This is a genomic window from Streptomyces vinaceus (assembly GCF_008704935.1).
Classification (GTDB): Bacteria; Actinomycetota; Actinomycetes; order Streptomycetales; family Streptomycetaceae; genus Streptomyces; species Streptomyces vinaceus.
The window spans coordinates 899,657-925,717 of record NZ_CP023692.1; the positions used below are offsets into that span (position 1 = coordinate 899,657).

At 74.3% G+C, this 26,061-nt stretch carries 27 protein-coding genes and 1 pseudogene; 7 read left to right on the top strand and 21 right to left on the bottom strand.

Annotated features, from left to right (window positions below; translation table 11 throughout):
- The first annotated feature begins 126 nt into the window (after positions 1-126).
- Entirely contained in the window at positions 127-507 is a 381-nt protein-coding gene (locus CP980_RS03985; RefSeq protein WP_132754058.1) for a hypothetical protein, read from the top strand.
- Positions 508-588: 81 nt separating this feature from the next.
- Complete coding sequence (locus tag CP980_RS03990; RefSeq protein WP_030868780.1) at positions 589-867, top strand: chaplin; 279 nt, start codon at positions 589-591, stop codon at positions 865-867.
- Positions 868-968: 101 nt separating this feature from the next.
- On the opposite strand, the gene CP980_RS03995 is transcribed toward CP980_RS03990, so the two are convergent.
- From CP980_RS03995 to CP980_RS04025, 7 genes and pseudogenes are all read right to left on the bottom strand, one after another.
- On the bottom strand, positions 969-1,832 hold the full coding sequence (locus CP980_RS03995) for a tyrosinase family protein (RefSeq protein ID WP_132754060.1): 864 nt from the start codon (positions 1,830-1,832) through the stop codon (positions 969-971).
- Positions 1,833-1,842: 10 nt separating this feature from the next.
- On the bottom strand, positions 1,843-2,208 hold the full coding sequence (locus tag CP980_RS04000) for a tyrosinase family oxidase copper chaperone (RefSeq protein ID WP_132754062.1): 366 nt from the start codon (positions 2,206-2,208) through the stop codon (positions 1,843-1,845).
- 59 nt (positions 2,209-2,267) lie between these two features.
- A complete protein-coding gene (locus CP980_RS04005) occupies positions 2,268-2,801 on the bottom strand; it encodes a GNAT family N-acetyltransferase (RefSeq protein ID WP_150492643.1) in 534 nt (177 codons plus the stop codon).
- Positions 2,798-3,040: pseudogene (locus CP980_RS04010) on the bottom strand (TRIC cation channel family protein); the annotation flags it as partial. The pseudogene CP980_RS04010 and the gene CP980_RS04005, both read right to left, overlap by 4 nt.
- A gap of 57 nt (positions 3,041-3,097) precedes the next feature.
- Positions 3,098-4,204 carry an acyl-CoA dehydrogenase family protein gene (locus CP980_RS04015; RefSeq protein WP_150492644.1) on the bottom strand — a complete coding sequence of 369 codons (1,107 nt, stop codon included), beginning with the start codon at positions 4,202-4,204 and terminating at the stop codon, positions 3,098-3,100.
- Complete coding sequence (locus CP980_RS04020) at positions 4,201-5,394, bottom strand: acyl-CoA dehydrogenase family protein (RefSeq protein ID WP_150492645.1); 1,194 nt, start codon at positions 5,392-5,394, stop codon at positions 4,201-4,203. Before CP980_RS04020 ends, CP980_RS04015 begins: the two co-directional genes overlap by 4 nt.
- Positions 5,391-6,368 (bottom strand): NADPH:quinone oxidoreductase family protein, encoded by a 978-nt coding sequence (locus CP980_RS04025; protein ID WP_132754070.1) that lies wholly within the window; start codon positions 6,366-6,368, stop codon positions 5,391-5,393. The genes CP980_RS04020 and CP980_RS04025 overlap by 4 nt, the downstream gene beginning before the upstream one ends.
- A gap of 208 nt (positions 6,369-6,576) precedes the next feature.
- Here CP980_RS04025 and CP980_RS04030 point away from each other — a divergent pair, with 208 nt between their 5' ends.
- From CP980_RS04030 to CP980_RS04040, 3 genes are read left to right on the top strand one after another with little or no spacing between them, the layout of a single operon-like run.
- Positions 6,577-7,707, top strand: coding sequence for a hypothetical protein (locus tag CP980_RS04030; RefSeq protein ID WP_132754072.1), 1,131 nt, complete (start codon positions 6,577-6,579; stop codon positions 7,705-7,707).
- A 49-nt stretch (positions 7,708-7,756) separates the two neighbouring features.
- Positions 7,757-8,656, top strand: a complete 900-nt coding sequence (locus tag CP980_RS04035; protein ID WP_150492646.1) for an SDR family oxidoreductase — start codon at positions 7,757-7,759, stop codon at positions 8,654-8,656.
- Positions 8,657-8,692: 36 nt separating this feature from the next.
- Positions 8,693-9,493, top strand: coding sequence for a hypothetical protein (locus CP980_RS04040; protein WP_150492647.1), 801 nt, complete (start codon positions 8,693-8,695; stop codon positions 9,491-9,493).
- Here CP980_RS04040 and CP980_RS04045 read toward each other — a convergent pair.
- The 5 genes from CP980_RS04045 to CP980_RS04065 form a co-directional block, all read right to left on the bottom strand.
- Positions 9,480-10,313, bottom strand: coding sequence for an enoyl-CoA hydratase/isomerase family protein (locus tag CP980_RS04045; protein ID WP_150492648.1), 834 nt, complete (start codon positions 10,311-10,313; stop codon positions 9,480-9,482). The genes CP980_RS04040 and CP980_RS04045 overlap by 14 nt on opposite strands.
- Positions 10,314-10,356: 43 nt before the next feature.
- Entirely contained in the window at positions 10,357-11,121 is a 765-nt protein-coding gene (locus tag CP980_RS04050) for a PIG-L deacetylase family protein (protein ID WP_099888408.1), read from the bottom strand.
- Between the two features lie 52 nt (positions 11,122-11,173).
- Positions 11,174-12,484 (bottom strand): alpha/beta fold hydrolase, encoded by a 1,311-nt coding sequence (locus CP980_RS04055; protein ID WP_150492649.1) that lies wholly within the window; start codon positions 12,482-12,484, stop codon positions 11,174-11,176.
- Positions 12,485-12,696: 212 nt separating this feature from the next.
- Positions 12,697-13,782, bottom strand: coding sequence for an S-(hydroxymethyl)mycothiol dehydrogenase (locus CP980_RS04060; RefSeq protein ID WP_099888410.1), 1,086 nt, complete (start codon positions 13,780-13,782; stop codon positions 12,697-12,699).
- Between the two features lie 73 nt (positions 13,783-13,855).
- Positions 13,856-14,818, bottom strand: a complete 963-nt coding sequence (locus CP980_RS04065) for a LysR family transcriptional regulator (RefSeq protein WP_150492650.1) — start codon at positions 14,816-14,818, stop codon at positions 13,856-13,858.
- A 71-nt stretch (positions 14,819-14,889) separates the two neighbouring features.
- Here CP980_RS04065 and CP980_RS04070 point away from each other — a divergent pair, with 71 nt between their 5' ends.
- Positions 14,890-15,795 (top strand): dihydrodipicolinate synthase family protein, encoded by a 906-nt coding sequence (locus CP980_RS04070; protein ID WP_150492651.1) that lies wholly within the window; start codon positions 14,890-14,892, stop codon positions 15,793-15,795.
- Positions 15,796-16,197: 402 nt separating this feature from the next.
- Positions 16,198-16,959, top strand: a complete 762-nt coding sequence (locus CP980_RS04075; RefSeq protein WP_132754086.1) for a transglycosylase SLT domain-containing protein — start codon at positions 16,198-16,200, stop codon at positions 16,957-16,959.
- Between the two features lie 41 nt (positions 16,960-17,000).
- Here CP980_RS04075 and CP980_RS04080 read toward each other — a convergent pair whose 3' ends face one another.
- The 9 genes from CP980_RS04080 to CP980_RS04120 form a co-directional block, all read right to left on the bottom strand.
- Positions 17,001-17,606, bottom strand: a complete 606-nt coding sequence (locus CP980_RS04080; RefSeq protein ID WP_150492652.1) for a response regulator transcription factor — start codon at positions 17,604-17,606, stop codon at positions 17,001-17,003.
- Complete coding sequence (locus tag CP980_RS04085; protein ID WP_132754697.1) at positions 17,606-18,838, bottom strand: sensor histidine kinase; 1,233 nt, start codon at positions 18,836-18,838, stop codon at positions 17,606-17,608. The genes CP980_RS04080 and CP980_RS04085 overlap by 1 nt, the downstream gene beginning before the upstream one ends.
- Before the next feature lie 27 nt (positions 18,839-18,865).
- Complete coding sequence (locus CP980_RS04090; RefSeq protein WP_132754699.1) at positions 18,866-19,588, bottom strand: ABC transporter permease; 723 nt, start codon at positions 19,586-19,588, stop codon at positions 18,866-18,868.
- Positions 19,588-20,619, bottom strand: coding sequence for an ABC transporter ATP-binding protein (locus tag CP980_RS04095; protein WP_132754088.1), 1,032 nt, complete (start codon positions 20,617-20,619; stop codon positions 19,588-19,590). Before CP980_RS04095 ends, CP980_RS04090 begins: the two co-directional genes overlap by 1 nt.
- A 97-nt stretch (positions 20,620-20,716) precedes the next feature.
- A complete protein-coding gene (locus CP980_RS04100; RefSeq protein WP_150492653.1) occupies positions 20,717-21,637 on the bottom strand; it encodes a squalene/phytoene synthase family protein in 921 nt (306 codons plus the stop codon).
- A gap of 51 nt (positions 21,638-21,688) precedes the next feature.
- Complete coding sequence (locus tag CP980_RS04105; RefSeq protein WP_229906863.1) at positions 21,689-23,407, bottom strand: serine/threonine-protein kinase; 1,719 nt, start codon at positions 23,405-23,407, stop codon at positions 21,689-21,691.
- A gap of 27 nt (positions 23,408-23,434) precedes the next feature.
- Positions 23,435-25,105 (bottom strand): peptide-N4-asparagine amidase, encoded by a 1,671-nt coding sequence (locus CP980_RS04110; RefSeq protein WP_150492654.1) that lies wholly within the window; start codon positions 25,103-25,105, stop codon positions 23,435-23,437.
- Positions 25,106-25,186: 81 nt separating this feature from the next.
- A complete protein-coding gene (gene rraA / locus CP980_RS04115) occupies positions 25,187-25,687 on the bottom strand; it encodes a ribonuclease E activity regulator RraA (RefSeq protein WP_132754094.1) in 501 nt (166 codons plus the stop codon).
- Positions 25,688-25,759: 72 nt separating this feature from the next.
- On the bottom strand, positions 25,760-26,026 hold the full coding sequence (locus CP980_RS04120) for a GlsB/YeaQ/YmgE family stress response membrane protein (RefSeq protein WP_048478695.1): 267 nt from the start codon (positions 26,024-26,026) through the stop codon (positions 25,760-25,762).
- Positions 26,027-26,061 lie beyond the last annotated feature (35 nt).

Consider the following 26,061-nt stretch of genomic DNA (forward strand, 5'->3'; position numbering starts at 1 on the left):
TTCCTCCCTCGGACCGCCCTCGCGGCGAGGGCCGAATGCGGTGTTCCGCCTCTCCGGCACGGTCGCACAGGCCTGCGAGGGGTGACAACCCGTGACCCGGCGCGGGGCGGCCCGGGTTGGACCGGCATGCGATCCATGCGTATCCACCCCGGCGTCCGCGGCTCCGGCCGGGCGGCCGGCCCGGTCCCCCCGCTCGCGCCCGTGCTGCTGCCGCTGCTCCTGCTCCTGGCGGCGGGCCCGGCGCGGGCCGCGGCGGGGCCCGACTTCCAGTACCTCGGCCAGGACGACAAGGTCCACGGCATCACCGCCCCGCAGGGCTGTGTGGCGGCGCAGGGCGGCGGCTCCCGGGCCGTCACCAATTCCACCCGGGGGACGGCGACCTTCTACCGGGAGCCGGGCTGCGCGGGCAGCCCGGCGGCGGTGCTGGAGCCGGGCGCCGCGGGTCAGATCACGCCGTATTTCGCCTCCGTGCGATTTTCCTTCACCAGCAAGGCCCAGCGGCCGTGACCGCTGGGCCCCGGCCGCGTTGTACGCCATGTCACATGCCACAGACCCCTGTGGCACCCCACGTCTCACGAGGAGATCTTGATGTCGCGTATCGCGAAGGCAGTCGCCGTCACCGCTGTTGCCGGTAGCGCCCTGGCCGCCGGTGCCGGTCTGGCCGTCGCCGATGCCGGAGCGCACGGTGCGGCGGTCGGCTCCCCCGGTGTCCTCTCGGGCAACCTGGTCCAGGTTCCGGTGCACGTCCCGGTCAACGTCTGCGGCAACACCGTGAACGTGATCGCCCTCCTGAACCCGGCGTTCGGCAACACCTGCGTCAACGCTTCGGGTGGCGGCGAGCACCACACCGAGGGCTACGGCGGCTGACGGCCGGATCGAGGACCGGGCCCCCGCCGCACGGCGGGGGCCCTTCTCGCGTCCGCCCCCGGACCCGGTTCCCGGACTCCGTCGCCCTTCCGGGCGGGGGCTCATTCGTAGCGGTAGAGGCCCTGGTGGCTGAGCATGTCGCGCGGGGTGAGGTCCCACGGGGGCATCGGCTCGTCGAGGGCGATCACCCTGCCGCGCTGGAGGTCGCCCAGTTCCAGCGGGGCGGCGGGCAGGTAGCCGGAGCCGGGGTGCCTCTGCTGCCAGCGGTCCCAGAGCAGGTCCACGAAGGCGTGGTGCAGCCAGAACGCCGGGTCGTTGGGGGCCGTGCCGCCCGTCATGTGGCCGCCGATCCACTGGTGCACCTTGTTGTGGTTGCGCCAGCGCTCGCTCTTCGGCGCCGCCCAGCCCTCCAGTTTGTTGCGGAACCCGCCGCCCTGCGCCGTGGAGTCCCAGGGCGAGGTGTCGTACGTCGGGTCGTCGAGCGCCCACTGGAGCTCGGCCGCGGTGGGCAGGGCGATCGGGTTCTGCGGCCGGCCGAGGTTGCGGGTCAGGAAGCGGGCCTCCGTGATGCCCACCGTGATCTCCCAGTTGCCCTTCTCGTAGGCGAACGGGCCCGTCGTCACCCGGCGGTCGCCCTCGCGGCCGGTGCCGCCGAGGAAGTCCTCGGCCCAGAGGGAGGAGGCCGGGCTGTTGTCCGCGGTCCAGTCCCAGTACGGGACCGAGACGCCCGGATCGACGGCCTGGAGCAGCCGCTCGAACTGGAGCAGGTAGCGCCGGTGCCAGGGGAAGAAGGACGGGGACATGTGCCCGACGCGCAGTTTGCTGTCGCGGTCGGGCACGAAGTACTTGTCGTGGGTGCGCACCAGGTCGTCGTACGCGCCGGTGCGCTTGACCTCCAGCACCGCCGCCGTGAACCGCTTCTTCTGGGCGCTGGTCAGGTTCTTCTGGTTCTGCCGGGTGTACATGCGGGGCTCCTCAGCCGTGGTGCGGGGCCGCGAACGCCAGCTGGGTGGTGCCGAGTTCGTCGACGGCGGCGCGGGCGAGTTCCAGCGGCGTCGCGAAGGACTGGAAGTGGTTGATCCCGCTCAGGTAGCTGCCGTCCGCGCGGCGCATGACGTGCAGGGGGCGGCCGTCGATGCGGACCCCGGCGGGGTCGACGGCGATGTGCCGGCCCCGGTACGTCTCCTCGGCGAGGGGGGCGGGGGTCAGGGTCTGCCGGGGGCCGCGGGCGCGCAGTACCGGGGCCAGGGCCGCGGCCGTGCCGGCGAGCACCGCCGCCGTGAAGGCCGTACGAAGGACCGTGCGGCGGCTGAGTGCTGCGGAGGCGGGTGTGGCGTACATACGGTCTCCCTCGCTCGGTGGTCCGCGCCACGGGGTCTAACGCGGCGCGGCGGGCGAGGTCACCTCGGCAGCTCAAGGCGCTTGTAGAAGAGGGTGGTGGGGTGCAGCCGGCCGGCCGGGTCGGTGGCGTAGTCGGGGATGGTGCCGGCCTCGGTCCAGCCCGCGCCGTGGTAGACGTGCTCGGCGCCGCTGCCGGTCTCGGTGTCGAGGACGAGCAGCAGCACCCCGGCGCGGGCGGCGGCGTGTTCGGCCTCGCGGAGGAGGGCGCGGGCGGTGCCGCGGCCGCGGGCCCCGGGATGCACCATGAGCTTGCGCAGCTCGGCGCGGTGACGGCCGTTGGGCTTGGATTCGCGGTACCAGCTGACGGTGCCGTCGAGCCGGCCCCCGGCCGGGCGGGAGACCCAGAGGGCGAGGGAGCCCTCCTCGACGGCGGGGGCGAGCGAATCCCACCAGGCCGCGGCCGCGGTGTGGTCGAGGTCGCCGAGGAAGCCGAGGGAGGAGCCGGCGCGGACCACGGCGAGCAGCAGGTCGGCGAGTTCGTCGCGGTGGGCGGCCAGCCGGGCGGCGTCGAGCCGGGTGATCACGGAGGTCATGCGGCGAGGATAGGGATCAGGCCGCGGTCCGCCGCAGGCGGGGCAGGTGCAGGTCCCGGAAGACGGTGGCCGGCGGCGTCGACGACGGCCAGGGCGCGCAGCGGGAGCGTGCGGCGGCGCAGGCAGACCGTGGTGGCGGCGGCCACGGAGGCGAGGACGACGAGCAGGAGCCAGTCGCGGGTCCAGTCGAGCGGGTGGCGGTCGAGGATGAGGTCGCGGAGGGTGCCGCCGGAGAGGGCGGCGGCCGCTGCCGCCGCACGGGGCCGGGCGGACGGCCCCGTGCGGCGGGACCGGGTTTACGGCGAGGGGAGTTCGGCGAAGTCCGCCACCAGGGCGTGGTGGTGGCCCGTGGTCCCGAGGGTGAGGGCCGCGGTCTTGGCGCGCTTCAGGTAGAGGTGGGCCGGGTGCTCCCAGGTCATGCCGATGCCGCCGTGCAGCTGGACGCACTCCTCGGCCGCCCGCACCGCGACGCCGGAGCAGTACGCCTGGGCGACCGCCACCGTGAGCGGGGCGTCGGGCGCCCCGGTGGCCAGGGCGTCCGCCGCGGCGCGGGCCGCCGCACGCGCCGAGGCCACGTCCAGCCACAGCCGCGCCAGCCGGTGCTTGAGCGCCTGGAAGGAGCCGACCGGCCGGTTGAACTGGTGGCGGCCGCGCACGTGCCGCACCGTCTCCGTCAGGCACCACTGCGCGAGCCCGAGCTGCTCGGAGGCCAGCAGCCCGGCCCCCGAGAGCAGCGCTCCGGCGACCGCGGCCCGCGCCGTCGCCGGGTCCGCGAGCCGGGTTCCCGCGCCCCCGGCCAGCGTCACCGTGGCGAGCGGGCGGGTCAGGTCCAGCGGGACCGGCTCCGTCAGCGAGACCGCGCCCGCCGGGACCGCGTACAGCCCCGTGTCGGCGAGGACCAGCAGGACGTCGGCGGCCACCGCGTCCGCCACCGAGGTGACGGTGCCCGTCAGGATCCCGCCGCCGGTGTCCCGTACGGCGGCCGGCAGCGGCGCGCCCGGGGCCTGCGTCAGCGGCAGCGCCGGTACGCACACCAGCCGGCCCGAGGCCAGTTCCCGCAGCAGCTCGGCGGCCTCCGGGGTGTCGCAGCCCAGCAGGATCTCCGTCGCGAGCACCGCGCTCGTCAGGTACGGAACCGGCGCCACCGCCCGCCCCAGCTCCTCCAGGACCACGGCCGCCTCCCGGTGGCCCGCGCCCTGGCCGCCGAGCTTCTCCGGTACGAGCAGCCCGGCCGTGCCGATCTCCGCCGCGAGCGTGTGCCACAGGCCGGGATCGTGCGGCCGGCCGGTCTCCGCCCGGGCGAGTACGTCGGCCGGTGCGCACCGGTCCGCGAGCAGGGCCCGTACGGCGGAGCGGAGCTCCTCCTCCGTCTCGGAGTAGAGCAGGTCGAACGCGGTGCTCATCGGGCCAGGTCCTTCCAGGCGAGGTCCTTGTCGTCGCGCGGCTCGGCGGGCAGGCCGAGGACGCGTTCGGCGACGATGTTGAGGAGGATTTCGCTGGTGCCGCCCTCGATGCTGTTGCCCTTGGCGCGCAGGTAGCGGTAGCCGGCGTCGCGGCCGGTGAAGTCGACGAGTTCGGGCCGGCGCATCGTCCAGTCCTCGTACAGCAGGCCCTCCTCGCCGAGGAGTTCCACCTCCAGGCCGCTGATCTCCTGGTTGAGGCGGGCGAAGGTGAGCTTCATCCCGGAGCCCTCGGGGCCGGGCTGGCCGGCGGCGAGCTGCTGGCGCAGCCGCTCGCCGGTGAGCCGGGCCACCTCGGCCTCCACCCACAGTTCGAGCAGGCGCTGGTGCAGGGCGTGGGTACGCAGCCCGGGCCGCTCGCGCCAGGCCACGGCGACGGGCGCGATCATGCCGCCCTCGCGCGGGATGCGCATGCCGCCGATGGAGACGCGTTCGTTCATCAGGGTGGTGCGGGCGACCTCCCAGCCCTGGCCGACCGCGCCGAGGCGGTGGCTGTCGGGGATGCGGACGCCGGTCAGGAAGACCTCGTTGAACTCGGCCTCGCCGGTGATCTGGCGCAGTGGCCTGACGTCGACGCCGGGGGCGTGCATGTCGCAGAGGAAGTACGTGATGCCCTGGTGCTTGGGCAGCGTGGGATCGGTGCGGGCGATCAGGATGGCCCAGCGGGCGGTGTGGGCGCTGGAGGTCCACACCTTCTGCCCGTCGACGATCCAGTCGCCGCTCCCGGCCTCGCGGACCGCGCGGGTGCCGAGCGCGGCGAGGTCGGAGCCGGCGCCGGGCTCGCTGAAGAGCTGGCACCAGACCTCCTCCCCCACCCACAGCGGGCGCAGGAAGCGCCGTTTCTGCTCGTCGGTGCCGTACGCGAGGATCGTGGGCGCGGCCATGCCGAGGCCGATGCCGATCCGGCGCGGGTCGTTGTCGGGGGCGCCGGCGGCTTCGAGTTCGGTGTCGACGAGGGCCTGGAGGGTGCGGGGTGCGGCGAGTCCGCCGAGGCCCTCGGGGTAGTGGACCCAGGCGAGGCCGGCGTCGAAGCGGGCCCGCAGGAAGTCGGCGCGGTCGGTGTCGGCGGGCGGGTGCGCGGCGAGCAGTTCCCGGACGCGCGTGAGCAGGTGGTCGGCGGTGATCGCGGTCATCGGGACGCTCCGGGCTGCCGGGGCATGGACAGGACGACCCGGCCGGTGGTGGCGCCGTCGGCGAGGCGCTGTACGGCGTCCGCGACGTCGGGCAGCGCGATGAGTTCGCTGATCAGAGGCTTGATCGCGCCTTCGCCGGCGAGGCGGGTGAGTTCGGTGTGGCAGGCGAGGATGGCGGCCGGGTCCTTGGCCGCGTACAGGCCCCAGTGGAGGCCGAGGATCGAGTAGTTCTTGACGAGGGCGTGGTTCAGGGCGGGCGTGGGGATGGTGCCGCTCGCGAAGCCGACGACGACGATCCGGCCCTCGAAGGCCACGCATTTGGCGGAGGCGGTGTACGAGGCGCCGCCGACGGGGTCGTAGACCACGTCGGCCCCGCGGCCGCCGGTGAACTCCTTGACGCGGGAGACGACGTCCTCGCCCGTACGGTCGATCACCAGGTCGCAGCCGAGTTCTTCGGCGGTGCGCACCTTGGACTTGCCCCCGACGACCCCGATGACGGTGGCCCCGGCGGCCTTGCCGAGCTGGACGGCGGCGCTGCCCACCCCGCCGGCGGCGGCGTGCACGAGCAGGGTCTCGCCGGCTTCGAGGCGCGCGCGGCGGTGCAGGCCGAACCATCCGGTCTGGTAGCCGATGTGCAGGGCCGCGGCCTCGGCGTCGTCCAGGCTCTCGGGCGCCGGGAGCAGGGCCCGCTCGGACGCGGTGACGTACTCGGCGAAGCCCCCGTGGGGCAGGGTCGGGTTGGCGATGACGCGGCGGCCGTCGTCGGTGAGGCCGCAGATCTCGACGCCGGGGGTGAAGGGCAGGGGCGGGCGGATCTGGTACTGGCCGCGGACGAGCAGCGCGTCGGGGAAGTTGAGGTTCGCCGCGAGGACCCGCAGCCGCACCTCGCCCTCCCCGGGGACCGGTTCGGGAATCTCCTCCAGGCGCAGGGCCTCTCGGGGTTCGCCGGGGGTATGTACTCGCCATGCCTGCATCCGGGGCCTCCAGCCGCCGTCGAGGAACCACGCTCCGCGGGCATACTAAGCGGTCGCTTGCCGCTCTGGGAACCGTCGGCGGAACGGATTCCGGGCCGGACCGAAACACCACGCGTCAATCCGGCCACTTCAGCCCCCCGGTCAGGCAGCATGTGGCGTGCACTCGTCATGACTTGAGTCCAGGGGGGACCACCACATGGGAAGAAGCATGTCCGCGGCCGCTGCCGCCGTCGTTCTGGCCGGTCTGATCACGGCCGCCGCCCCCGCCTCGGCGGCGGGGACCGCGTGCGCGCCGGACATCCTCCGGCTGCCGGCCCTCGCTCAGGGCCCCTCGCCCGCCTACGGATCCGTACGGGCCTTCGGGGCCGGCGGCCTGGTGGCCGGCGAAAGCGTCGGACTGCCCGCGTACTGGACGGCCGACCACGCGGTGCACGCCCTCCCGCTGCCCGAGGGCTTCGTGTCCGGCCAGGTCCTCGCGGTGAACGCGAAGGGCCTGATGGTCGGCACCCTCCGGCGGGCCGGCGCCCCCGACACGCCGTACGGGTTCACCTATCAGCAGGGGGCGGCGGCGATCCGGCTGATCGGCGGCGGAACCACCGCCGGCGCGGTGACGGACGTCAACGACGCGGGCCGCTCCGTCGGGATGGAGGGCGGCGTCGCCAAGGAATGGCTGAACGGCGCGGTGGTGCGCGAGCTGCCCGTGCCCGCGGACGCCCGCCCGGGCACCAGGATCGTCTCGGTGAACGGGATCAACGCGCGCGGGGACGTCGTCGGCACGGCGCAGACGTCCTACGAGGAGGACGACCAGCTCCGGGGCAAGACCTTCCCGGTCGTCTGGCCCGCCGGGGGCGGGTACCCGCCGTACAGCCTGCAGGTGTGGACCGAGGACGACCGGACGGTGTGGACGACCGCGGCCGGTATCGACGACCGCGGCCGGGTCGTCGGCCACGAGGACCGCAGCTACCGCGACTGGCAGGAGCGCAAGCCGGCCGTCTGGAAGAAGCCGTACGACGCCCTGCCGAACGACCCCGGCCGGGTCAAGGGCTACGAACAGCTGACCTTCGACGGGCTCAGCCCGGCCACGAACGTCGCCGTCGGCTCGGCCGTCACCTTCGTCGACGGATACCCCAACTTCCTGCACGCCGCGTACTGGCCGGGCACCGGGGCCCCACTGGCACTCCCCCACCCCGCCGGCACCGGTCCCGACTCGCGCAGCTCGGCGTACGCGGCCTCGGACGACGACCGGGTGGGCGGCACGTTCTACGACTGGGACACGATGAAGGGCACCGCCGTGGTGTGGACCTGCGCGAGCAAGCAGGCGTACGCACCGCAGGGTTGACCCCTTCGCGGGCCTGGTGATCTCGGCGCCCGCGCGCTATCGATGCCCCATGACGGACGAGATCCCGCGCGGGCTGCCCGCGCCCCCGCCGCTCGGCGCGGCCGCCCTGCCCCCCGGCACGTACCGGGGGCAGGTGGTCCTCGTGACGGGCGGCGGGACCGGGCTGGGCAAGGCCATCGCCGCCGAGTTCGCGCGGCTCGGCGCGGATCTGGTGATCGCGGGCCGGCGCGCCGGGCAGCTGGAGGCGGCGCGGCAGGAGCTGGCGGCCGTCCCCGGCGCGGGCCGGGTGACGGCCGCCGTCTGCGACATCCGGGATCCCGAGCGGATCGCGGAGGTCTTCGACGCGGCGCAGGACGCGCTCGGACTGCCGGACGTCCTCGTCAACAACGCGGCCGCCAACTTCCCCTCCCCGGCGGAGGAGCTGTCCCCGGGCGCCTGGCGCGCGGTCGTCGACACCACCCTCACCGGCACCTGGTTCATGACCCGCGAGTTCGGCCGCCGCCACCTCGGCGCCGCCACCCCCGGATCCATCGTGAACATCGGCGCCTCCTACGCCTGGACCGGCGGGCCGGGCTTCGCCCACAGCGCGGCCGCCAAGGCCGGGGTGAAGAACCTGGTGGAGACGCTCGCCGTCGAGTGGGGCCCGTACGGCATCCAGGTCAACGGGCTCGTCCCCGGCCTGTTCCCGCACGAGGACATGACCGAGGACATCCGCGGCGGACTGGAGCGCACCGCACCCGGGGCGAAGGACACGCGCCAGCCCGCCCTGCGCGTCGGGGCCCCGCGCGAACTCGGCTGGGCGGCCACCTTCCTGGCCTCTCCGTACGCCCGGTTCGTCACCGGGCACACGCTGGTGGTCGACGGGGCGAACTGGCAGCGCCGCTCGCTGGTCAACCCGGAGGTGGTCCCGGTCCGCACGCAGCTGGGCCGCGGCCCGTTCACCCCCTGAGCGCCGGTTGTCGGTGCCCGGTGCGAAGATCCGTTCATGTCTCTCGCCGATCTGACCTTCACCCGCTGGCGTTCACTCGACCGGGCCGCCGCCGGGCGCATCGCGCAGGAGGCCGCCGAGCAGGCGGGCGGCCGCGTGGTGCTGCTCGACACCGTCGACCACCTCGGCGGGCCGCTGCACCGCGTCCGTATCGAGCGCGGTGGGCGGGAGTTCGCCCTCGTACCCGGCGGCCCGGTGCGGCTCGGGTTCGACCTGGACGCCTGGACGCCGACGCCCGCGCAGGTCGCCGACTTCGAGGAGAGCCGGGCGGAAGGGTACGGGTACGAGCTCCCGCTGAAGGAGTACCTCGCCGAGGTGCTCAGCCCGGTCCGCACCGCCACGCCGGCCACGGTGCTCATGGCGGTGGAGGACGAGACGCTGACCGAGCCCGCGGACGCGATGGCGCAGGTGCTCGCGGCGCGCGGGCTGCGGATGCCGAGCGCCGACGAATGGGAGCACGCCTGCGGGGCCGGGGCGGGCACCCTGTTCCGGTGGGGGAACGAGTGCCCCCTGGACGAGCCCTCGTACGGGGTCGGCGGCGGTGTGCGGCACGAACCGAACGCCTTCGGGCTGCACATCGCGTACGACAGCTACGCCACGGAGCTGAGCGCCGACCGGACCGCGGTGCACGGCGGCGACGGCGGCGAGGCCGTCTGCGGCGGATACGGCGCCCTGCTCGCCTGGCTGCCGCTGGCCACGGCCCAGCGCAACCCGTCCACGGCGGAGTTCGTGTACGGGCCGGACGGCGCGGGCATGGGCGAGGAGTTCTCGACCCGGCCGGTGTTCAGCCTCCGCTGAAGTGCGGCGGGCGGCGGGCCGCCTTGGCGGTGTAGCCCTCGCGGCAGTCCTCGGAGGTGAGGGTCAGGGCCGCCGTCATGGCCACGCGGTCGAGCGCTGGGGCGAGGGCGGCGTCCGCGTAGGCGTCGATCGCGCGCTTGACGCCCTGTACGGCGAGGGGGGCGTTGGCCGCGATCTCGGCCGCCACCGCACGGGCGGTGCGGTCCAGCTCGGCCGGGGCCACGAGCAGTTGGACCAGGTTCAGCCGGTGCGCCGTCCCCGCGTCGATGCGGCGGCCGGTCAGCGCCAGGAACTTGGCCCAGCCCGCGCCCGCCTCGCGGGCGATCCGCAGATCACCGCCCGCGTCCACCGCCACGCCCAGCTGCGCCTCGGGCAGGGCGAAGACGGCGTCCTCGGCGGCGATGCGGAGGTCGGCCATCAGGGCCAGTTCGAAGCCGAAGCCGAGGCAGTAGCCCTGGACGGCGGCCACCACCGGCTGCGGCAGCCGCGAGAGCACGGCGAAGCGTTCGTGCACCCAGCGGATGCCCTCGTAGTAGTTGCGGGTGCGCTCGGCGGGCGTGGCGCCCGTGATGGCGCCGCCGGGGGCCTTCACGTCGATGCCCGCGCAGAAGGCGCGGCCCTCGGCCCGCAGCAGGACCACCCGTACGTCGGGGTCGAAGCGGATCCGGTCCGCGAGCAGCCCCAGCTGCCGGGTGGACTCCCAGCTCCAGCCGTTGAGCCGGTCGGGGCGGCAGAGGGTGAGGACCGCGATGCCGTCCTCGGTTTCGAGGCGGATGCGCTCCTCACCCTCCGCGACCCCGGTGCCGATGGTGTCGATCACGGAACCCTCCTTCTGACGATGCGTCAGAATAGGGGTTCCGGGCTCAGCGGGTGAAGACCTCGAACGTCACCGCCGGGCGGCCGCCGAAGCGCGGCGCCGCCTGCTGGGCGTAACCGGTGAGGAAGCCGCGGACGTATTCCTCGGGGTCCTGGTCGGTGAGGACCTCGATGTACGCCTTGTGCTCCATCAGCGACTTGATCGAACGCTCCAGTCCGGGAGCGGCGTCCACGGCGTGCGTGGGCGTCGAGGACCCGGCCACGGCGACCCAGCGCACCCCGTTCCAGGGCTCCAGGCCCTGCTCGGAGATGAGTTCGGGGAAGATCCACCGGTTGCCGGCGTCGGCGGCGGCGTCCAGGGCGGCCCGGCCGACGGCCTTGTGGTCGGGGGTGTTCCAGTTGCCCCCGCCGCCCTGGCCGCCCCAGGTGTCGCGGTGGTTGAGGGTGATGAGCAGTTCGGGGCGGTGCCGGCGGATGGCCGCCGCGATGTCCCGGCGCAGGTCCAGGCCGTACTCGACGACGCCGTCGCGGTAGTCGAGGAACTCCACCGTGGAGACCCCGACGACCGCGGCGCTCGCGCGCTGTTCGGCCTCGCGCAGCGGGGCGCACTCCTCGGGCGGGATCGTGTCGATGCCGGCCTCGCCGCGGGTGGCCAGGAGGTAGACGACCTCGCGGCCGCCGTCCGTCCAGTGGGCGATGGCCCCGGCCCCGCCGTACTCCAGATCGTCGGGGTGGGCGACCACCGCGAGGGCGCGCTGCCAGTCGGCGGGCATCGGCTCCAAGGGCGCGGGCTGATCCAGTTGTTCGGTCATGCCCGCACCATAGACGCCCGCCCCCGGACGCCCGAGTTCCGGGAGACGAGTCCTAGACGTCGTCGCGTACGAGGGCCAGCAGCCGGTCCAGGACCCGGGGGCCGCCGGCGCGCACGCCGTCGTGTTCGAACTCGTCCGTCACCCAGGTCCGCAGACCCCGGATCCGCGACGCCGTGTCCAGCGAGTGCGCGGTGTCCACGTAGAGGTCGTCGTGGTAGACTGCGGCGGCCACCGGCACCTCGTTGGCGGCGAGCCGGGCCGGGTCGTACAGGGGTGCCCAGCCGGTACGGGCGGCCAGCAGCTCGGCGGTCTGGCGCAGCGGGGCCAGGGCCGGGTCCGCGGTGAAGTGCCACGGGTGGACGGTCTCGCCGGTAAACAGCAGCGGCCCGTCGCCCGCGAGGGTCCTCCGGGCGTCGAAGCCGGGGTGTGCGGCGCGGACCCGTTCGGCCGCCCAGGCGGTGGGCGCGGCGGGGTCCTGGGCGTAGATGGGCTCGTGGAGCAGGGCGTACAGGGGGTGCGCGGCGAAGGAGAGCAGGCCCCGTACCTGTTCCAGGAAGGCGTCGGAGAGCGCCGGACCCGCCGGGGTCGGGACGAAGGCGTCCTCCAGGAGGTGGTGCAGCTGGTGGCTGCCGTCGCCGGTGCCGAGCAGGATGCCGAGGGACTGGAAGGCCTCGGCGGTGAGGCGGTGGCCGCCGGGGAGTTCGGCCGGGCGCTCCACCAGGTGGGCGGCGATGCGGCGGGCCCGCTCGACGTCCATCGGGTAGCGGGCGTAGTGGGCCAGGTTCTTGCGCTCCATGCGGGGGTACGCGGCCTCGTACACCTCGTCGGCGGTGGCGGTCAGGGAGGGGAGACCGCCGGTGATCAGGGCGGCGGTCAGGCCCTCGGGTGCGGTGGAGAGGTAATGGGTGGTGCAGAAGCCGCCGAAGCTCTGCCCGAGCACGGTCCAGGGCGCTCCGCCGGTCAGGCCGGGACGGATGGCCTCGGCGTCGCGCACGATGGAGTCGGCGCGGAAGTGGGCGAGGTAGTCGGCCTGTTGCGCGGGCGTGCCGCGCAGGGGCAGGGTCTGGCGGTTGGCGGGGGTGGAGCGGCCGGTGCCGCGCTGGTCGAGCAGGAGGACGCGGTACTCGGTGAGGGCGCGCTCCAGCCAGGCCTGCCGGCCGGTGAAGCGGCGGGCGCCGAAGCCGGGGCCGCCCTCCAGGTACAGCAGCCAGGGCAGGGTCTCGGGGTCCTTGCCGGTGGCGACGGCCTCGCGGGCGTACAGCTCGATGTGCTCCCCGTCCGGGCGCGCGTGGTCGAGCGGGACGCTGAAGCGGTGGTCGGTGAGGACGACGCCGGGCTGGCGGTAGGTGTGGTCGACGGTCACGGACGGCCCCTGGGTGTGCGGCAGCCCGGGCCGGGTCGCGGCCGGGGCACGGGTGTGGCGGCCCGGCCGAGTCTAGTACGGGCCCGCCGCGCACCCCGGCCCCCACCTGCGCGTACGTCAGGAAGGGGCCGGGCCGGGAGGGGCAGGGAGTGTCGTCGAAGTGGCGTCGGACGCCCGTCAGGGCCGACCAGACGGGACTTTGACGACACGACCTAGAACTCGACGACCGAGCGCAGGACCTCGCCGCGGTGCATGCGGGTGAAGGCGTCTTCGACGGCGTCGAGCGGGATGGTCTCGGAGACGAAGGCGTCCAGGTCGAGGCGGCCCTGGAGGTAGAGGTCGATGAGGAGGGGGAAGTCCCGCTCGGGCAGGCAGTCCCCGTACCAGGAGGACTTGAGGGCGCCGCCGCGCCCGAAGACGTCGAGCAGGGGGAGTTCGAGCTTCATGTCCGGGGTCGGCACGCCGACCAGGACCACCGTGCCGGCGAGGTCGCGGGCGTAGAAGGCCTGCTGGTAGGTCTCGGGGCGGCCCACGGCGTCGATGACCACGTCGGCGCCGTTTCCGCCGGTGAGGGCCTGGACGGCCTTGACCACGTCCTCCGTACGGCCGTTGACGGTGTGGGTGGCCCCGAGGCCGCGCGCCCACTCCAGCTTGCGGTCGTCGAGGTCGACGGCGATGATCCGGCCCGCGCCGGCCAGGCGGGCACCGGCCACGGCCGCGTTGCCCACTCCCCCGCAACCGATGACGGCGACGGAGTCGCCGCGTCCGACGTTGCCGGTGTTCAGGGCGGCGCCGAGGCCGGCCATCACCCCGCAGCCGAGCAGTCCGGCGGCGGCCGGGGAGGCCGCCGGGTCGACCTTGGTGCACTGGCCGGCCGCGACCAGGGTCTTCTCGGCGAACGCGCCGATGCCGAGCGCCGGGGAGAGCGGGGTGCCGTCCTCCAGGGTCATGGGCTGCGTGGCGTTGTGGGTGTTGAAGCAGTACCAGGGGCGGCCGCGCTTGCAGGCCCGGCAGGTACCGCACACGGCGCGCCAGTTGAGGACGACGAAATCGCCGGGCGCGACGGAGGTGACGTCAGGGCCGACGGATTCGACGATTCCGGCGGCCTCGTGGCCCAGCAGGAAGGGGAACTCGTCGTTGATTCCGCCCTCGCGGTAGTGGAGGTCGGTGTGGCAGACCCCGCAGGCCTGGACCTTGACCAGGGCCTCGCCGGGTCCCGGGTCGGGCACGAGGATCGTCGTCGTCTCCACCGGTGCGCCCTTGCTCCGGGCGATGACCCCTCGTACGCGATGCGTCACGTCGTACCCCGCTCTGGTCGGTTCTGTCTGGATCAACGAACGTACACGGGCGCGGCGGTGGAGGGGAGCCGTGTCACTCCGGGGAATCGGGAGTGGCGAGTTCCGGCGGTACGGCGGCGCGAAGTGCCGCCGCGAACGCGGCCACGGCCGGGTGGGCGGCGGCGCCGCTGCGGAAGGCGACCTTGGTGCGGCGCTCCATGGGGAGCCGGGTGAGGGAGACGGCCGGATCGGCGGGGCCCACGACCCCCAGCTGCGGGACGACCGCCACGCCCTGACCGGCCGCCACCAGGGCCAGCACGGTGGCGAACTCGTCGACCCGGTGGCGGATCCGCGGGGTGAACCCGGCGGCCTGGCAGGCCCGGACGGCCATCGCGTGGCAGAGGGTGCCGTGCGTGGCGGTGATCCAGGGGTCGTCGGCGTGCGCCCGCAAGGCCGCGCCCTGGTCGTCGGGGGCGGGGACGGGGCCGGGGACGGGTTCACGGACCGGCTCGGGGACCGGGGTCCGCGCCGGGGCGGCCAGGTACATCGGCTCCCGGTACAGGGGCCGCGTGGCGAGCCCCGGTTCCCGCGGCGCGGGCACGAAGTCGTACTCGTGGACCAGGGCCACGTCCAGGTCCCCGGCGCGCAGCGCGTGCGCGACCGCCGCCGGGTCGGTCTCGGACACCATCGGCTCCAGCCCCGGATGGCGCCGTGCCAGGGCGACCAGGGCGGCGGGGACGATGGCCCGGGTGGCGGTGGGGAAGGCCCCGATGCGCAGGGCCCCGGCCAGGCCGCTGCGCGCTTCGGCGAGATCGGCGGCGGCCTCCTCCAGCCGCTCCAGCACGGCGTCGGCGTGCCGGACCAGGTTCTGCCCGGCGGGGGTGAGCCGCACGCGGCGGCCCGTGCGTTCGAGCAGCGGCAGGCCCGCCTCGCGTTCGAGGACGGAGAGCTGCTGGGACACCGCCGAAGGACTGAAGGCGAGGGCCTCGGCCACGGCGGCGATGGTCCCGCGGCGGGCGAGTTCGCGCAGCAGGCGCAGGCGTCGTACGTCGAGCATCGGCTCAGCTTACGGGTTGGGCAAGAAACGCGAACTGGATTCGACGCTCGGGGCGGATCAAGCTCGACGGCATGACACAGGACCTCTCCCTGCACGGGATTCACGTACCGCTCGTCACCCCCTTCACGCGCACCGGGGACATCGCCTCCGAGGCCCTGGAGGCGCTCGCTCACCACGTGCTCGACGAGGGCGCCACCGGGATCGTCGCCCTCGGCACCACCGGCGAGACCGCCGCCCTCGACGAGGCCGAGCGCGACCTCGTGACCGACGTCTGCGCCCGGGTCTGCCGGGAGCGCGGCGCGATGCTGACCGTGGGCGCCGGGGCGAGCGGCACCCGGGCCACCGGGGAGGCGCTCGGCCGGCTGGCGCAGTGGCCCGAGGTCCGGGCCGCGCTGGTGACCCCGCCCCCGTTCGTCCGGCCCGGGGCCGCGGGGGTGCTGGCGCACTTCTCACGGCTGACCGAGGTGAGCCCCGTACCGCTGGTCGTCTACCACATCCCGTACCGGACCGGTCAGCCGCTGGACGCGGCCGCGCTGCGGGCGCTCGGCGAGCTGCCGGGGGTGGCCGGCATGAAGTACGCGGGCGGCGGCGTCGGAGAGGAGGCGGTGACGCTGCTCGGCGACCTCCCGGACGGGTTCGCGGTCCTGGCGGGCGACGACCTGTACCTGTCCGCGCTGCTGGCGCTGGGCGCGACCGGCGGGGTACTGGCCTCGGCGCACCTGGCGACGGCCCGGTTCGCGGAGCTGGCGGCGGCCTGGCGGGACGGGGACGTGGCGCGGGCGCGGTCCCTGGGGCACGGCCTGGCCCGGCTCTCGGCGGCCCTTTTCGCCGAGCCGAATCCGGCGGTGGTCAAGGGCGTGCTGTACGCCCGGGGCCGGATCCCGACGCCGGACGTACGGCTCCCGCTGCTGCCGGCGGGCGGGGCGGCGGTGTCGGTGGCGTTGGAACGGCTAGCGGAGGTCGGGCAACCGGGCTGACCCCTCCAGCACGTCCGGCACGGCGGCGGATGTGCCGGGAAGCACCCCCTGTGGGCGGTTCGCAAATAACGGGCGAGATGCCCGAATCAGGCAGGTGTACGGGCGACTTGTCCGTTTCCTGGAAAGGGCTCCGGAGCCCGTGATGTGAGTCACTCAAACCGGAGCAACATCATTAATTCGGCAACGGGCGATTCCCTTTTCCCGGAAAGGAATTTCGCCATTCCCGGGAAGGCGGCTCCAAGGTCGTCTCCCACCCGGAAACCGGCAAGTCGATCATCCGGGGGAATTCGTGCCTTGTTCCCGCCCGGCGCACTCGCTTACCTTCACGTCATTCCCAGCGGGCAGCTGCCGAAACCGGCGGCCGCCAGGGATCCCCCGCACCCCCACGTGAGGAATTCCGCCATGCCCGGACCCGGTAAGCACCGTCGGCCGAAGCAGCGCCCGATCGCCCGCAAGCTGGCCTTCGCCGGTACCGGCGGCGCCGCCCTCGCCCTGCCGCTGATCAGCGCGACCACGGCCGGCGCGGCCGTCACGCAGCCGGCCGCGGCGCCCGCCGCGAAGACCGTCACCCTGGCCGCCGCGAAGCCGGCCGTGGAAAAGGCGGCGCTGCCGCTGACCTATTCCGTGACCGTGGGCGACACCCTTTCGAAGATCGCCGCCGAGCACGCGGTGAACGGTGGCTGGCAGGCCCTCTACGAGGCCAACCGGAGCGCCATCGGGTCCGATCCCTCGATCATCCGGCCCGGGCTCAAGCTGAGCATCGGCGCGGCGGCGAAGGCTGCCGCGGCGAAGGCGACCGGGGTGAAGGCGGCCGCCGCGGCGGTCAAGCCCGCCACCACCTACGCGAACAACCTCGACGGCTGGATCCGGCAGTCCCTGGACATCATGGCCCGGCACGGAATCCCCGGCAGCTACAACGGAATTCACCGCAATGTGATGCGGGAGTCCTCGGGCAACCCGCTGGCCATCAACAACTGGGACTCCAACGCCGCGGCGGGCATTCCCTCCAAGGGCCTGCTCCAGGTCATCGACCCGACCTTCCGCGCGTACCACGTGCCGGGCACCTCCCTCGACTCGTACGACCCGGTCGCCAACATCACGGCCGCCTGCAACTACGCGGCGGCCCGCTACGGCTCGATCGACAACGTCAACGGCGCCTACTAGGAACCCCGCAGGGCCGGCCCACGGCCGGCCCCGGACACTCCCTAGAGCCAGCCCTGTCGGCGGGCCGCGCGGACGGCTTCCATGCGGTTGCGGGTGCCCGTCTTGCCGATGGCCGAGGACAGGTAGTTCCGTACCGTCGACTCCGACAGATGGACCCGGGCCGCGATGTCGGCCACGGTCGCCCCGTCGACCGCCGCGTTCAGCACGTCCGTCTCGCGCGCGGTCAGCGGACTCGGTCCGGCGCTGAGCGCGGCCGCGGCGAGCGCGGGGTCGATCACGGTCTCCCCCGCGAGCACCCGGCGGATCGCGGCGGCCAGCTCCTCCACCGGCCCGTCCTTGACCAGGAACCCGGCGGCCCCCGCCTCCATCGCCCGGCGCAGGTAGCCGGGGCGGCCGAAGGTGGTCAGGATCAGCACCCGGCAGTCCGGAACGCGGGTGCGCAGCTCGGCGGCCGCGTCGAGGCCGCTGCGGCCCGGGAGTTCGATGTCGAGCAGGGCCACGTCCGGCCGCGCCAGGGTCGCGGCGGGCACGATCTCGTCCCCGGCGCCGACCTGCGCCACGACCTCGATGTCCTCCTCCAGCCCGAGCAGCAGGGCCAGCGCGCCGCGCATCATGCCCTGGTCCTCCGCGAGCAGGACCTTGATCATCAACTCTCCTCGTTCTCCGCGGTCTCCGGGTTCTCCACCGGGAGCTCGGCCGTGACCCGGAACCCCCGCCCCGGCCCGGGGACCGGACCGCCGGCCAGGGTGCCGCCCGCCGCGGCGAGCCGTTCCGTGAGGCCGGTCAGTCCGCTGCCGGGCAGGGTCGAGCCTACGCCGCCCCCGTTGTCGGTGATCACCAGTCGGACCCGCTCCCTCGTGCTCCGCACCTCGATCTCGCAGCTGGTCGCGCCGCTGTGCCGGATGGCGTTGGTGGCGGCCTCGCGCACCACCCAGCCCAGCAGCGCCGCCGCCTGCGGGGCCAGCGGGGGCCCGGACTGCCGTACGACGGGCTCGATCCCGGCGGCGGTCAGCGCCCCGCGGGCCCGGTCGAGCTCGGCGGCGAGGCTCGTTTCGCGGTAGCCGGTGACGGCCTCCCGGATCTCGGTGAGCGCCTGCCGGCCGACCGCCTCGATGTCGGCGATCTGTCCGAGGGCCGCGTCCATGTCGCGGGGGGCGATCCGGCGGGCCGCCTCCGATTTCACGACGATCACCGACAGGGTGTGGCCGAGCAGGTCGTGCAGATCGCGGGAGAAGCGCAGCCGCTCCTGGTCCACGGCGGCCCGGGCGAGCTCCTGCCGCGTCTCGCGCAGCTCCTTGACCGTCTCGGACAGGGCGAGGATGGCCGCGGTGACCATGCCGGACACGAGGGTCCCGTAGGCGATGCCGAGGGTGTCCCAGCCCTCGTCCAGTCCCGCGATCGCCCCGGCGAGGCCGGTGACCACGAACATCACCGGGCCCAGCGTGCGGCCCCGGACCACCGCGCCGGTGGCCAGGCCCCACAGCGGGAAGAACAGCAGCCAGTTGCCCCCGTATGCGAGGGCGAGGGCGCAGGTGACCGCACCGAGGGCGGCCAGGCACCAGCGGGTGCTCGCGGCCTCGCGGGCCCGCCGGTCGAAGGCGCGGAACACCAGGGTGATGTAGAGGGAGTTGAAGACCAGCAGGCCGAGCGCGCCGATCCAGGGGTTGGGGGTCTCCCCCTTGATGACGTTGGAGATGGCCCCCATGCCCAGCAGCAGCCACGGCAGCAGGGTGAAGGCGTTCGGGGGCCCCATCGGGCCGCGTCCGTAGTCGGGCGACTCGCCGCAGGCCTTGCGCCGCTTCTCCCGCGCCCGCCATTCGGCCTTGCGGACCGCCCAGTCGGCCTTCCACGCCTCCTTCTGCCTGCGCCTGTCCCGCATCTTCATGCCCGTTCCCCGCTCCACGCGTTACACCGTCCTCGCGGACCGACGGTACGAGAGCACCGCGTACGTGCCGAACAGCAGGGCCCATACGGCGAGCACGGCGACCGCGGCCGGCCCGGGGGCGGAGCCCGCCGCGAGGGACTGGCCGATCTCCGCGAAGCGGCGCGTCGGGGTGAGATCGGACAGGGAGCGCAGCCAGTGCGGGAACAGCTCGGTCGGGAACCACAGCCCGCCGACGATGGAGAGCGCGAGGCTGCACCCGACGTTGACCACACCGGTGGTCTGGGCGGTGAGCCGGTAGCCGTTGCCGATGCCGAGCAGGGTGAACGGGAGCGCGCCGAACCACAGGACGAGGGCGATCGCGGCCCACTGCCAGGCCTCCAGCCGGATCCCGTTGACGAACGCGCCGGCCGCCAGCACGGCGGCGACGGCGGGCAGCACGGTCACCGACCCGGTCAGCGCCCGGCCGATCACGACCTGGCGCGGGGTCATCGGTGTGACCCGCAGCTGTCGCAGCCAGCCGATGCCCTTGTCCTCGGCGACGCCGGTCCCGGTCCCCAGGGCCGCGCCGAGTGCCCCGTAGGCGGCCATCGCCACCATGGAGGCGGTCTTCCAGCCGCCGGTGTCGGCGTCGCCGCCGATGTTGGTGAAGAGCAGGTACATCAGCACCGGCATGCCGATGCCGAAGACGACGAAGGAGGTGTCGCGCAGGGTCCGGCGGACTTCCAGACGGACGTAGGCGGTGATCATCGGGCGCTCCCCGCGGAGAGGGTGTCGGCGTGGGTGTCAGTGTCGGTGCCGGCGCCGATGTGGCTGCCGGTGTCGACGTGGCTGCCGGTGCCGGTGCGGCTGCCGGTGAGGGCGAGGAACGCGTCGTCCAGCGAGGGCGCGGTGACCTCGATCCCGCGGACCGCGCCGAGGCCGGCCAGGGCGACGACGGTCGCGTCCGGGTCCTCCGTACGCAGCCGCGCGCGGTCCCCCCGTACCTCCACGCAGACCACACCGGGCAGTTCACCGAGCCCCTCGGTGGGGCGCCCGGCCAGGTCCACGGAGACCAGCGAGCCGCCGGCGGCCCGGCGCAGCTGCTCCCCGGTGCCGTCGGCGACGATCCGGCCGGCGTCGAGGACGACGATGCGGTCGGCGTGGGCGTCGGCCTCCTCCAGGTAGTGCGTGGAGAACAGGACGGTGTTGCCGCGCCGGGCGTAGCCGCGCATGGACTCCCAGAAGGCGCGGCGGGCCTCCACGTCGAGGGCCGCGGTGGGTTCGTCGAGCACGATGAGCTCCGGGTTCCCGGCGAGGGCGACGGCGAAGCGCACGCGCTGGGCCTGGCCGCCGGAGAGCCGGTCGATACGGCGGCCGGCGAGCTCGGTGAGCCCGGCGAGCTCCAGCGCCTCGGCGACGGGCATCGGGGCGGGGTAGGTGCGGGCCACGAATCCGATGAGCTCGCGCACGGTGATCCGCGGTACGGCGCGCCCCTCCTGGAGCATGGCGCCGATCCGGCCGGCCCGGACCGCCCGGTCGGGACTCTCGCCGAAGAGCCGTACGCTGCCCGCGTCGGGCTCGTCCAGGCCGAGCAGCAGGCTGATGGCGGTGGACTTGCCGGCGCCGTTGCGGCCGAGCAGGGCGACCGTCTCGCCGCGCCTGACGTCGAGGTCGATCCCGGCGACGGCGCGGACGGCTCCGAAGGACTTGGCCGCGTGCCGGAAGCGGATCGCGGGCTCTTCGTGCGGTGGCTGCGCGGCCCGTGTCGCCGGGGCCGTCCGTGTCGTCTGCGTCATGCCCACCACGCTACGAACCGGGGCCGCTCCCCCGGCAGATCCGCATGTACGGACCCCGCCGGTACAAATGTCCCGGCCCGCGGCGCGGAGCGGGCCGCTACCCGACCGGCCGGAGCCGGGACCGGCCCGCGCGGGCGCGCAGCAGGGTCCGTACGGGGGCCGCCAGGCCGTAGCCGACGTCCTTGCGCAGCGCCTGGACCCCGGCCCGCTCCACGGCGGCGAGTTGGTGTCCCATCAGCTCCGTCATCGCCTCGATCACGGGGCGCAACCCCGGCTCGACGAGGTCGAGGATGCCTTCGGTCGCCTCCAGGGCGCCGCGGGCGCGCCGTGTCTCGTCGGCGAGGAGCGCGCGTACGGCCGGGGTGTCGCGGGCCTGTTCGAGGTCGGCCCGGGTGACGCCGTGCCCGGCGAGGCGGGCGCGCGGCAGGCACAGCCGGCCGTCGGCGAGGTCTCCGGCGAGGTCGGCGAGGAAGTCGACCCGCTGGGCGGCGTCCACGAACCGCCGCCATCCGGCGGCCTGTTCTTCGTCGGGGCCTCCTTGGTACTGGAGGCCGGTGAAGACGAGCACCCCGGGCCAGGCGTAGGCGTCGAGGTAGCCCTGGAAGTCCTCCTCGGTGGCGAAGCCGTCGAAGCCCGCCTCGGCGGTGGCGGCGCCCTCCAGGAACCGCGAGATCCAGTGCGCGGGCAGTGCGCGGGCGGCGACGGCATGGGCGTACGCGCGGATCAGCGGGTCGGGGCCGTCGCCGGTCCGCAGGGCCGTCTCCACCTGCCCGGTGAGCGCGGCCAGACCGGCGGAGCGTTCCTGCGCGGTGCCGGTCTCGGCCACGTCGTCGACGAGGTTCATGAAGGCCACCCCCGCCGTCATCCAGGGCACCAGCGGCGGCGCGGCGAGCAGGCGCAGCGTCACGTACGGGGCCGGCTCGCGGCGCAGCACCCGGCGGGCGACGTGCGTGTAGTCCTCGCGCAGCCGGGGGTCGGTGATTCCGGCCGCCGTGAGGGTGGTGCGCCAGCTGGGCATGGTGGGGTCGCTCCTCGAACAGAACCGTGAAGGCCGTACGGACACACGATGTCAGGAGCGGTAGACCTTCTTCACCTTGCCCTGGGTGTCGGCGTAGACGTACCCGCCCTGCCCGTACTCGTCGGTGAGGTAGGGCCGCATGGACGGGGTGCCGTCGAGGAGCCAGGGCTCGACGATGACGTAGCGGGAGGTGGGGTTGGCCACGCCGAGTTCCTGCTTGGCCGTGTCGAGGAGGCCGGGCAGGGCGTCCCAGTTGACGGTCGCCATGTCGATCAGCGGTTCGTCGGCCTTGATGGTGCTGCCGGGGCCGGTGCGCTTCGCCTCGCCGTCGCGGTACTGGTAGCGGTCGTAGGTCTTGGCGCCGGGGGCGGTGGGGATGGACGCGAGGACGTACTCCTCGTAGATGTTCATCTCCACGAACTGGGTGGTGCCCGTCTTCTGCTTCAGGGCCTCGATCGCGGTCCGCACGTTGGCGGGGGTGAGCAGGCTGCCCTTGGGGGCGGTGACCTGGCTGCCGACCGACTTGGGCGGGCTCTGCTGCGGGCGGGGGGTGGAGGCGCCGGTGCTCGCGGCGGCGCCCGAGCCCTTGGCCTCGCCGCCGCCCTGGTCGCCGAAGTCGCCGGGGAACCACTTGACGAAGCCGATCACGCCGACGGCCAGGACCAGCGCGACGAGGGCGGCGAGCAGCGCCGGGCGGCGGCGCGGGGTCCGCGTCGCCGGGACGGGAGCGGTGACCGAGTACGGGGAGCCGCCCCCGGGGGTGAACGGCGCCGACGGCGCGTAGGGCTGCGGGATCTGCGACTGCGCGGGCCGGCTCTGGCCGGGGCCGGCGCCGGTCCCCGGCTGCGGGCTCGGCGGGCCGTACTGGCCGAGGACCGTCGGCGCGGGGGCCGCGCCCGGGGCCGACGGGGCGCCGCCGGCCAGGGCGGCGCTCGCGTCCCGGAGCAGTTGTTCCAGCTGCGCCGCGTCGGGCCGTACGGACAGGTCCCGTACGAGCAGCCGTTCCAGTACGGGCCCCAGCGGGCCGGAGCGCACCGGGGCGGGGATCGGCTCGTCGAGGACGGCGACGACGGTGGCCAGGGTGGTGGCCCGGCGCAGCGGATGGACCCCCTCCGCGGCCACGTAGAGCAGCATGCCGAGCGACCACAGGTCGGAGGCGGCCAGCCCCTCCTCGCCGCGGGCCCGCTCCGGGGCGATGTACTCCGGCGAGCCGATGAGCACGCCGGTGGAGGTGAGGGCGGTCGAGTCGTGCAGGGCCGCGATGCCGAAGTCCGTGAGGACGGCCGAGCCGTCGGGGCGCAGCAGCACGTTGGCCGGCTTCACGTCACGGTGGAGGACCCCTTCGGCGTGGGCGGCGCGCAGCGCGGACAGCACGTCGAGGCCGAGCCGCAGCGCGTCGGCGACGGGCATCGGCCCCGACTCCAGCCTGTCGTGCAGGGAGCCGCCCTTGACCAGCTCCATGACGATCCACGGATGCCCGTCCGTGCCGGCGGCGGGCTCGACGATGTGGTGGATCGTCACCACGTGGGGGTGCGCCAGCCGGGCGAGCGCGCGGGCCTCGCGGATGGCGCGCTCGCGCAGCTGTTCGGTGAGTCCGGGCTGGGCGGCGGCGGTCGCCGGGTCCGGCGGGCGCACCTCTTTCAGCGCGACGTCGCGGTGGAGTGCGATGTCGCGGGCGCGCCACACCGTGCCCATGCCGCCTGCGCCCAACGGCGCGATCAGTTCGAATCGGCCGTCGACCAGCTGTCTCGCGGCCTCACTCATGTCCATGGCCGGTCATCGTAAGGGCAGGCGGTGTCAGCAGCGTCGGCGGTCCGCCGTCACCGTTCCCTGCGCGGTGGTCAGCGTGCGGTCGTAGCAGCCGCGTCCGGTCTGCGACCCGTACACCTGGTAGCGCTCGGTGCTGGTGCCGACCGCGTGCCGCTGCTCGCGCGGGACGTTCGCCGTGTAGCTCGCGTCGCCCGTGTACCGGTCGTCGAGCCAGGTCCGGTCCACGGTGCGGCCGCCGCGCCGGGTGCTCGTCTCGGCTCGGTCGCCGAGCGAGATGACGGTGCGCAGCCGGTCCCCGGCGCCGAGGGTGGTCTCGCCGTCCATCGTGTACGTGCGCGCGGTGCGGACGGTGGCGGGGCCGCGGGTGACGCTCTCCTCGTCGGTCCAGGTGGCGGTCAGCGCGTCCTGGTTCTCGCCCTCCGTCCAGCGGTGCGCGGACGTGTGGTGGACGGCGCGGGTGACGGTGGTGGTGACCCGGCCGTGGGAGGTGTCGAGCCGGCCCGCGACGGTGAGCCGGTGGCCGCCCTCGGTGTCGAGGCGGTGCTGCCCGCCCGGGGTGGCGGGCGTCCAGCGGCTGGAGTTGGCCGGATCGCCCTCCTCGTGGCGGGTGAGGGAGCCGGTGACGACGGCGCGGCCCTCGTCCTGCCACAGGAGGAGGTTGGCCGGGGTGCTCCAGCCGCTCTGCCCGGCCGGGACGCCGGCGACCGCGACCTCGATCCGGTGCGGGCGGCCGTCGTTGAGCAGTGCGGCGTACGGGGTGAGGTCGTAGACGATCGGCTGGACGTCGAAGGCGCGGGGCGCGGGGGTGACGTACCAGAGGAAGGGGTTGGACCAGCCGCCGGTCCACACGGTCGGGAAGGGGGCGGCGATGCCGGCGAGCTGTCCGTCGACGGAGATCCGGACCTCGCGGTAGGGGCCGTCGGAGGCCTTGCAGGAGTACGGGGCGGCGTCGGGGGTGGTCATGTACCAGTACTCCTCGCAGCCGCCGCCGGAGCCGGTGGCGTACACCTCGGCGAGGAGCCGCTCGGTGTTGCGCGGGGTGGTGACGGTGGGGGTGGTGAGCGGGAGGACGCGGTCGGGGGTGTCGGGGGCGGGGTCGTGCCGGTCCCGGTCGGCGGCGTAGAAGGTGAGGGTGGCCTTGACGTCGATGACGCCGGTGTAGGTGTCGTCGACGAAGTTGCCGATCAGCATCTCGACGGGCTGCGGCCTGCTCAGCGTGTCCCGGTAGCGGGTGACGTCCTTCTCGACGGACCAGGTGATGCCGTCCGGGGAGGGCTCGGGGGTGGAGGTGCGCAGGATCTCGACGCCGCCGAGGGAGAGGTGGCCGAGGCGGTCGTACTGGCGGCCCTTGACCTTGCCGTCGAGGCGCAGGACGACCTTGGCCCAGGTCCCGCCGCACGCGGCCGGGGGTGCGTAGGTCCCGGTGTACGGGGTGTAGTCGCGGAACCGGGCCTCGGCGACGGTCACCTCGCAGGACCGGGTCGCGGGGCGCGTGACGGGCGGGGCGGCGGTGAGGGGGTCGTGCCAGTCCGTTCCGAACTCGGCGGGCGGTTCGGCCGAGGGCCCGGCGGCAAAGGCGTGGACCCCGCTGTCGTCCGCGGCCGGGCGGGCGGCGGCCGCGGGTTGCGCGGCGCCGGCCAGGGTGGCCGCCGCGAGCGCGAGCGCGCCGAGCAGGCCCGTGATCCTGTGTCGTGTCATGGGCCCGCAGTGAATCCCGCCCCGCGGCGGCGGCACCAGAGGCTGTGGCCCGCCCCTGGCCGGATCTCGCCCCCGGCCGGGTCAGGCGGCGGGGAGTACGACGGTGCCGTCGTCGTCCGCGTGGACCGTGTCCCCCGGGCGGAACGTCACGCCACCGATGGTGACCGGATCGTCCACCGTGCCCGCGCCCGTCTTGCCGCTCTTGCGCGGGACGGTGCCCAGTGCCTTGATGCCGAGGTCGAGTCCGCCGAGGGCCACGCTGTCGCGGACGGCGCCGCTGATGATCAGGCCCGCCCAGCCGTTGCGCTGCGCCGCTCCGGCGATGAGGTCGCCGGTGAGCGCGGTGCGCAGGGAGCCGCCGCCGTCCACGACGAGGACGGCGCCCCCGCCCGGCGTGTTGACCAGCTCGCGCAGCAGTGCGTTGTCCTCGTGGCAGCTGAGGGTCCGCACCGGGCCCGCGAACAGCCGGCGGCCGCCGAACTGGCGGAAGGGCGTGGTGCAGATGGCCAGCGCCTCGCCGTGCTCGTCGTACAGATCGCTGGTGGGAACGGGGGTGACGGGAGTGACAGGGGTGACGCTCATGGGACTCGGAACTCCTCGCAGCTCGTACGTCGCGCCGTGGGGCCCGAGCCTAACCGGTGGCCTTGGCGGCGCTCAGTCGCGGGAGTTGCCGAACAGGATGCGGTAGCCGATGAGCAGCACCAGCGAGCCCGCGATGGCGGATCCCCAGGTGGCGGGGTCGTAGAAGTCGTGGCCGATCGGCTTGTCCAGGAACTTCGCGGAGAGCCAGCCGCCGATGAAGGCTCCGGCGATGCCGATGAACGTGGTGCCGATCAGCCCGCCGGGGTCACGGCCGGGAAGCAGGACCTTGGCTATGATCCCGGCCAGCAGCCCCAGGACGATCCAGCTGACGATCCCCATGGTCGTTCACTCCGCTTCGTTCGTACGTCGGTGTT

Coding starts and splice junctions, on each gene's coding strand:
- CP980_RS04030 (WP_132754072.1), top strand. CDS start 6,577: ATGTCCGCGGCCGCTGCCGCCGTCGTTCTGGCCGGTCTGATCACGGCC.
- CP980_RS04035 (WP_150492646.1), top strand. CDS start 7,757: ATGACGGACGAGATCCCGCGCGGGCTGCCCGCGCCCCCGCCGCTCGGC.
- CP980_RS04015 (WP_150492644.1), bottom strand. CDS start 4,204: ATGAGCACCGCGTTCGACCTGCTCTACTCCGAGACGGAGGAGGAGCTC.
- CP980_RS04080 (WP_150492652.1), bottom strand. CDS start 17,606: ATGATCAAGGTCCTGCTCGCGGAGGACCAGGGCATGATGCGCGGCGCG.
- CP980_RS04105 (WP_229906863.1), bottom strand. CDS start 23,407: ATGGACATGAGTGAGGCCGCGAGACAGCTGGTCGACGGCCGATTCGAA.
- CP980_RS04020 (WP_150492645.1), bottom strand. CDS start 5,394: ATGACCGCGATCACCGCCGACCACCTGCTCACGCGCGTCCGGGAACTG.
- CP980_RS04085 (WP_132754697.1), bottom strand. CDS start 18,838: ATGCGGGACAGGCGCAGGCAGAAGGAGGCGTGGAAGGCCGACTGGGCG.
- CP980_RS04000 (WP_132754062.1), bottom strand. CDS start 2,208: ATGTACGCCACACCCGCCTCCGCAGCACTCAGCCGCCGCACGGTCCTT.
- CP980_RS04110 (WP_150492654.1), bottom strand. CDS start 25,105: ATGACACGACACAGGATCACGGGCCTGCTCGGCGCGCTCGCGCTCGCG.
- CP980_RS04040 (WP_150492647.1), top strand. CDS start 8,693: ATGTCTCTCGCCGATCTGACCTTCACCCGCTGGCGTTCACTCGACCGG.
- CP980_RS04120 (WP_048478695.1), bottom strand. CDS start 26,026: ATGGGGATCGTCAGCTGGATCGTCCTGGGGCTGCTGGCCGGGATCATA.
- CP980_RS03990 (WP_030868780.1), top strand. CDS start 589: ATGTCGCGTATCGCGAAGGCAGTCGCCGTCACCGCTGTTGCCGGTAGC.
- CP980_RS04050 (WP_099888408.1), bottom strand. CDS start 11,121: ATGACCGAACAACTGGATCAGCCCGCGCCCTTGGAGCCGATGCCCGCC.
- CP980_RS04075 (WP_132754086.1), top strand. CDS start 16,198: ATGCCCGGACCCGGTAAGCACCGTCGGCCGAAGCAGCGCCCGATCGCC.
- CP980_RS04025 (WP_132754070.1), bottom strand. CDS start 6,368: ATGCAGGCATGGCGAGTACATACCCCCGGCGAACCCCGAGAGGCCCTG.
- CP980_RS04100 (WP_150492653.1), bottom strand. CDS start 21,637: ATGCCCAGCTGGCGCACCACCCTCACGGCGGCCGGAATCACCGACCCC.
- CP980_RS03995 (WP_132754060.1), bottom strand. CDS start 1,832: ATGTACACCCGGCAGAACCAGAAGAACCTGACCAGCGCCCAGAAGAAG.
- rraA (WP_132754094.1), bottom strand. CDS start 25,687: ATGAGCGTCACCCCTGTCACTCCCGTCACCCCCGTTCCCACCAGCGAT.
- CP980_RS04005 (WP_150492643.1), bottom strand. CDS start 2,801: ATGACCTCCGTGATCACCCGGCTCGACGCCGCCCGGCTGGCCGCCCAC.
- CP980_RS03985 (WP_132754058.1), top strand. CDS start 127: ATGCGATCCATGCGTATCCACCCCGGCGTCCGCGGCTCCGGCCGGGCG.
- CP980_RS04065 (WP_150492650.1), bottom strand. CDS start 14,818: ATGCTCGACGTACGACGCCTGCGCCTGCTGCGCGAACTCGCCCGCCGC.
- CP980_RS04095 (WP_132754088.1), bottom strand. CDS start 20,619: ATGACGCAGACGACACGGACGGCCCCGGCGACACGGGCCGCGCAGCCA.
- CP980_RS04070 (WP_150492651.1), top strand. CDS start 14,890: ATGACACAGGACCTCTCCCTGCACGGGATTCACGTACCGCTCGTCACC.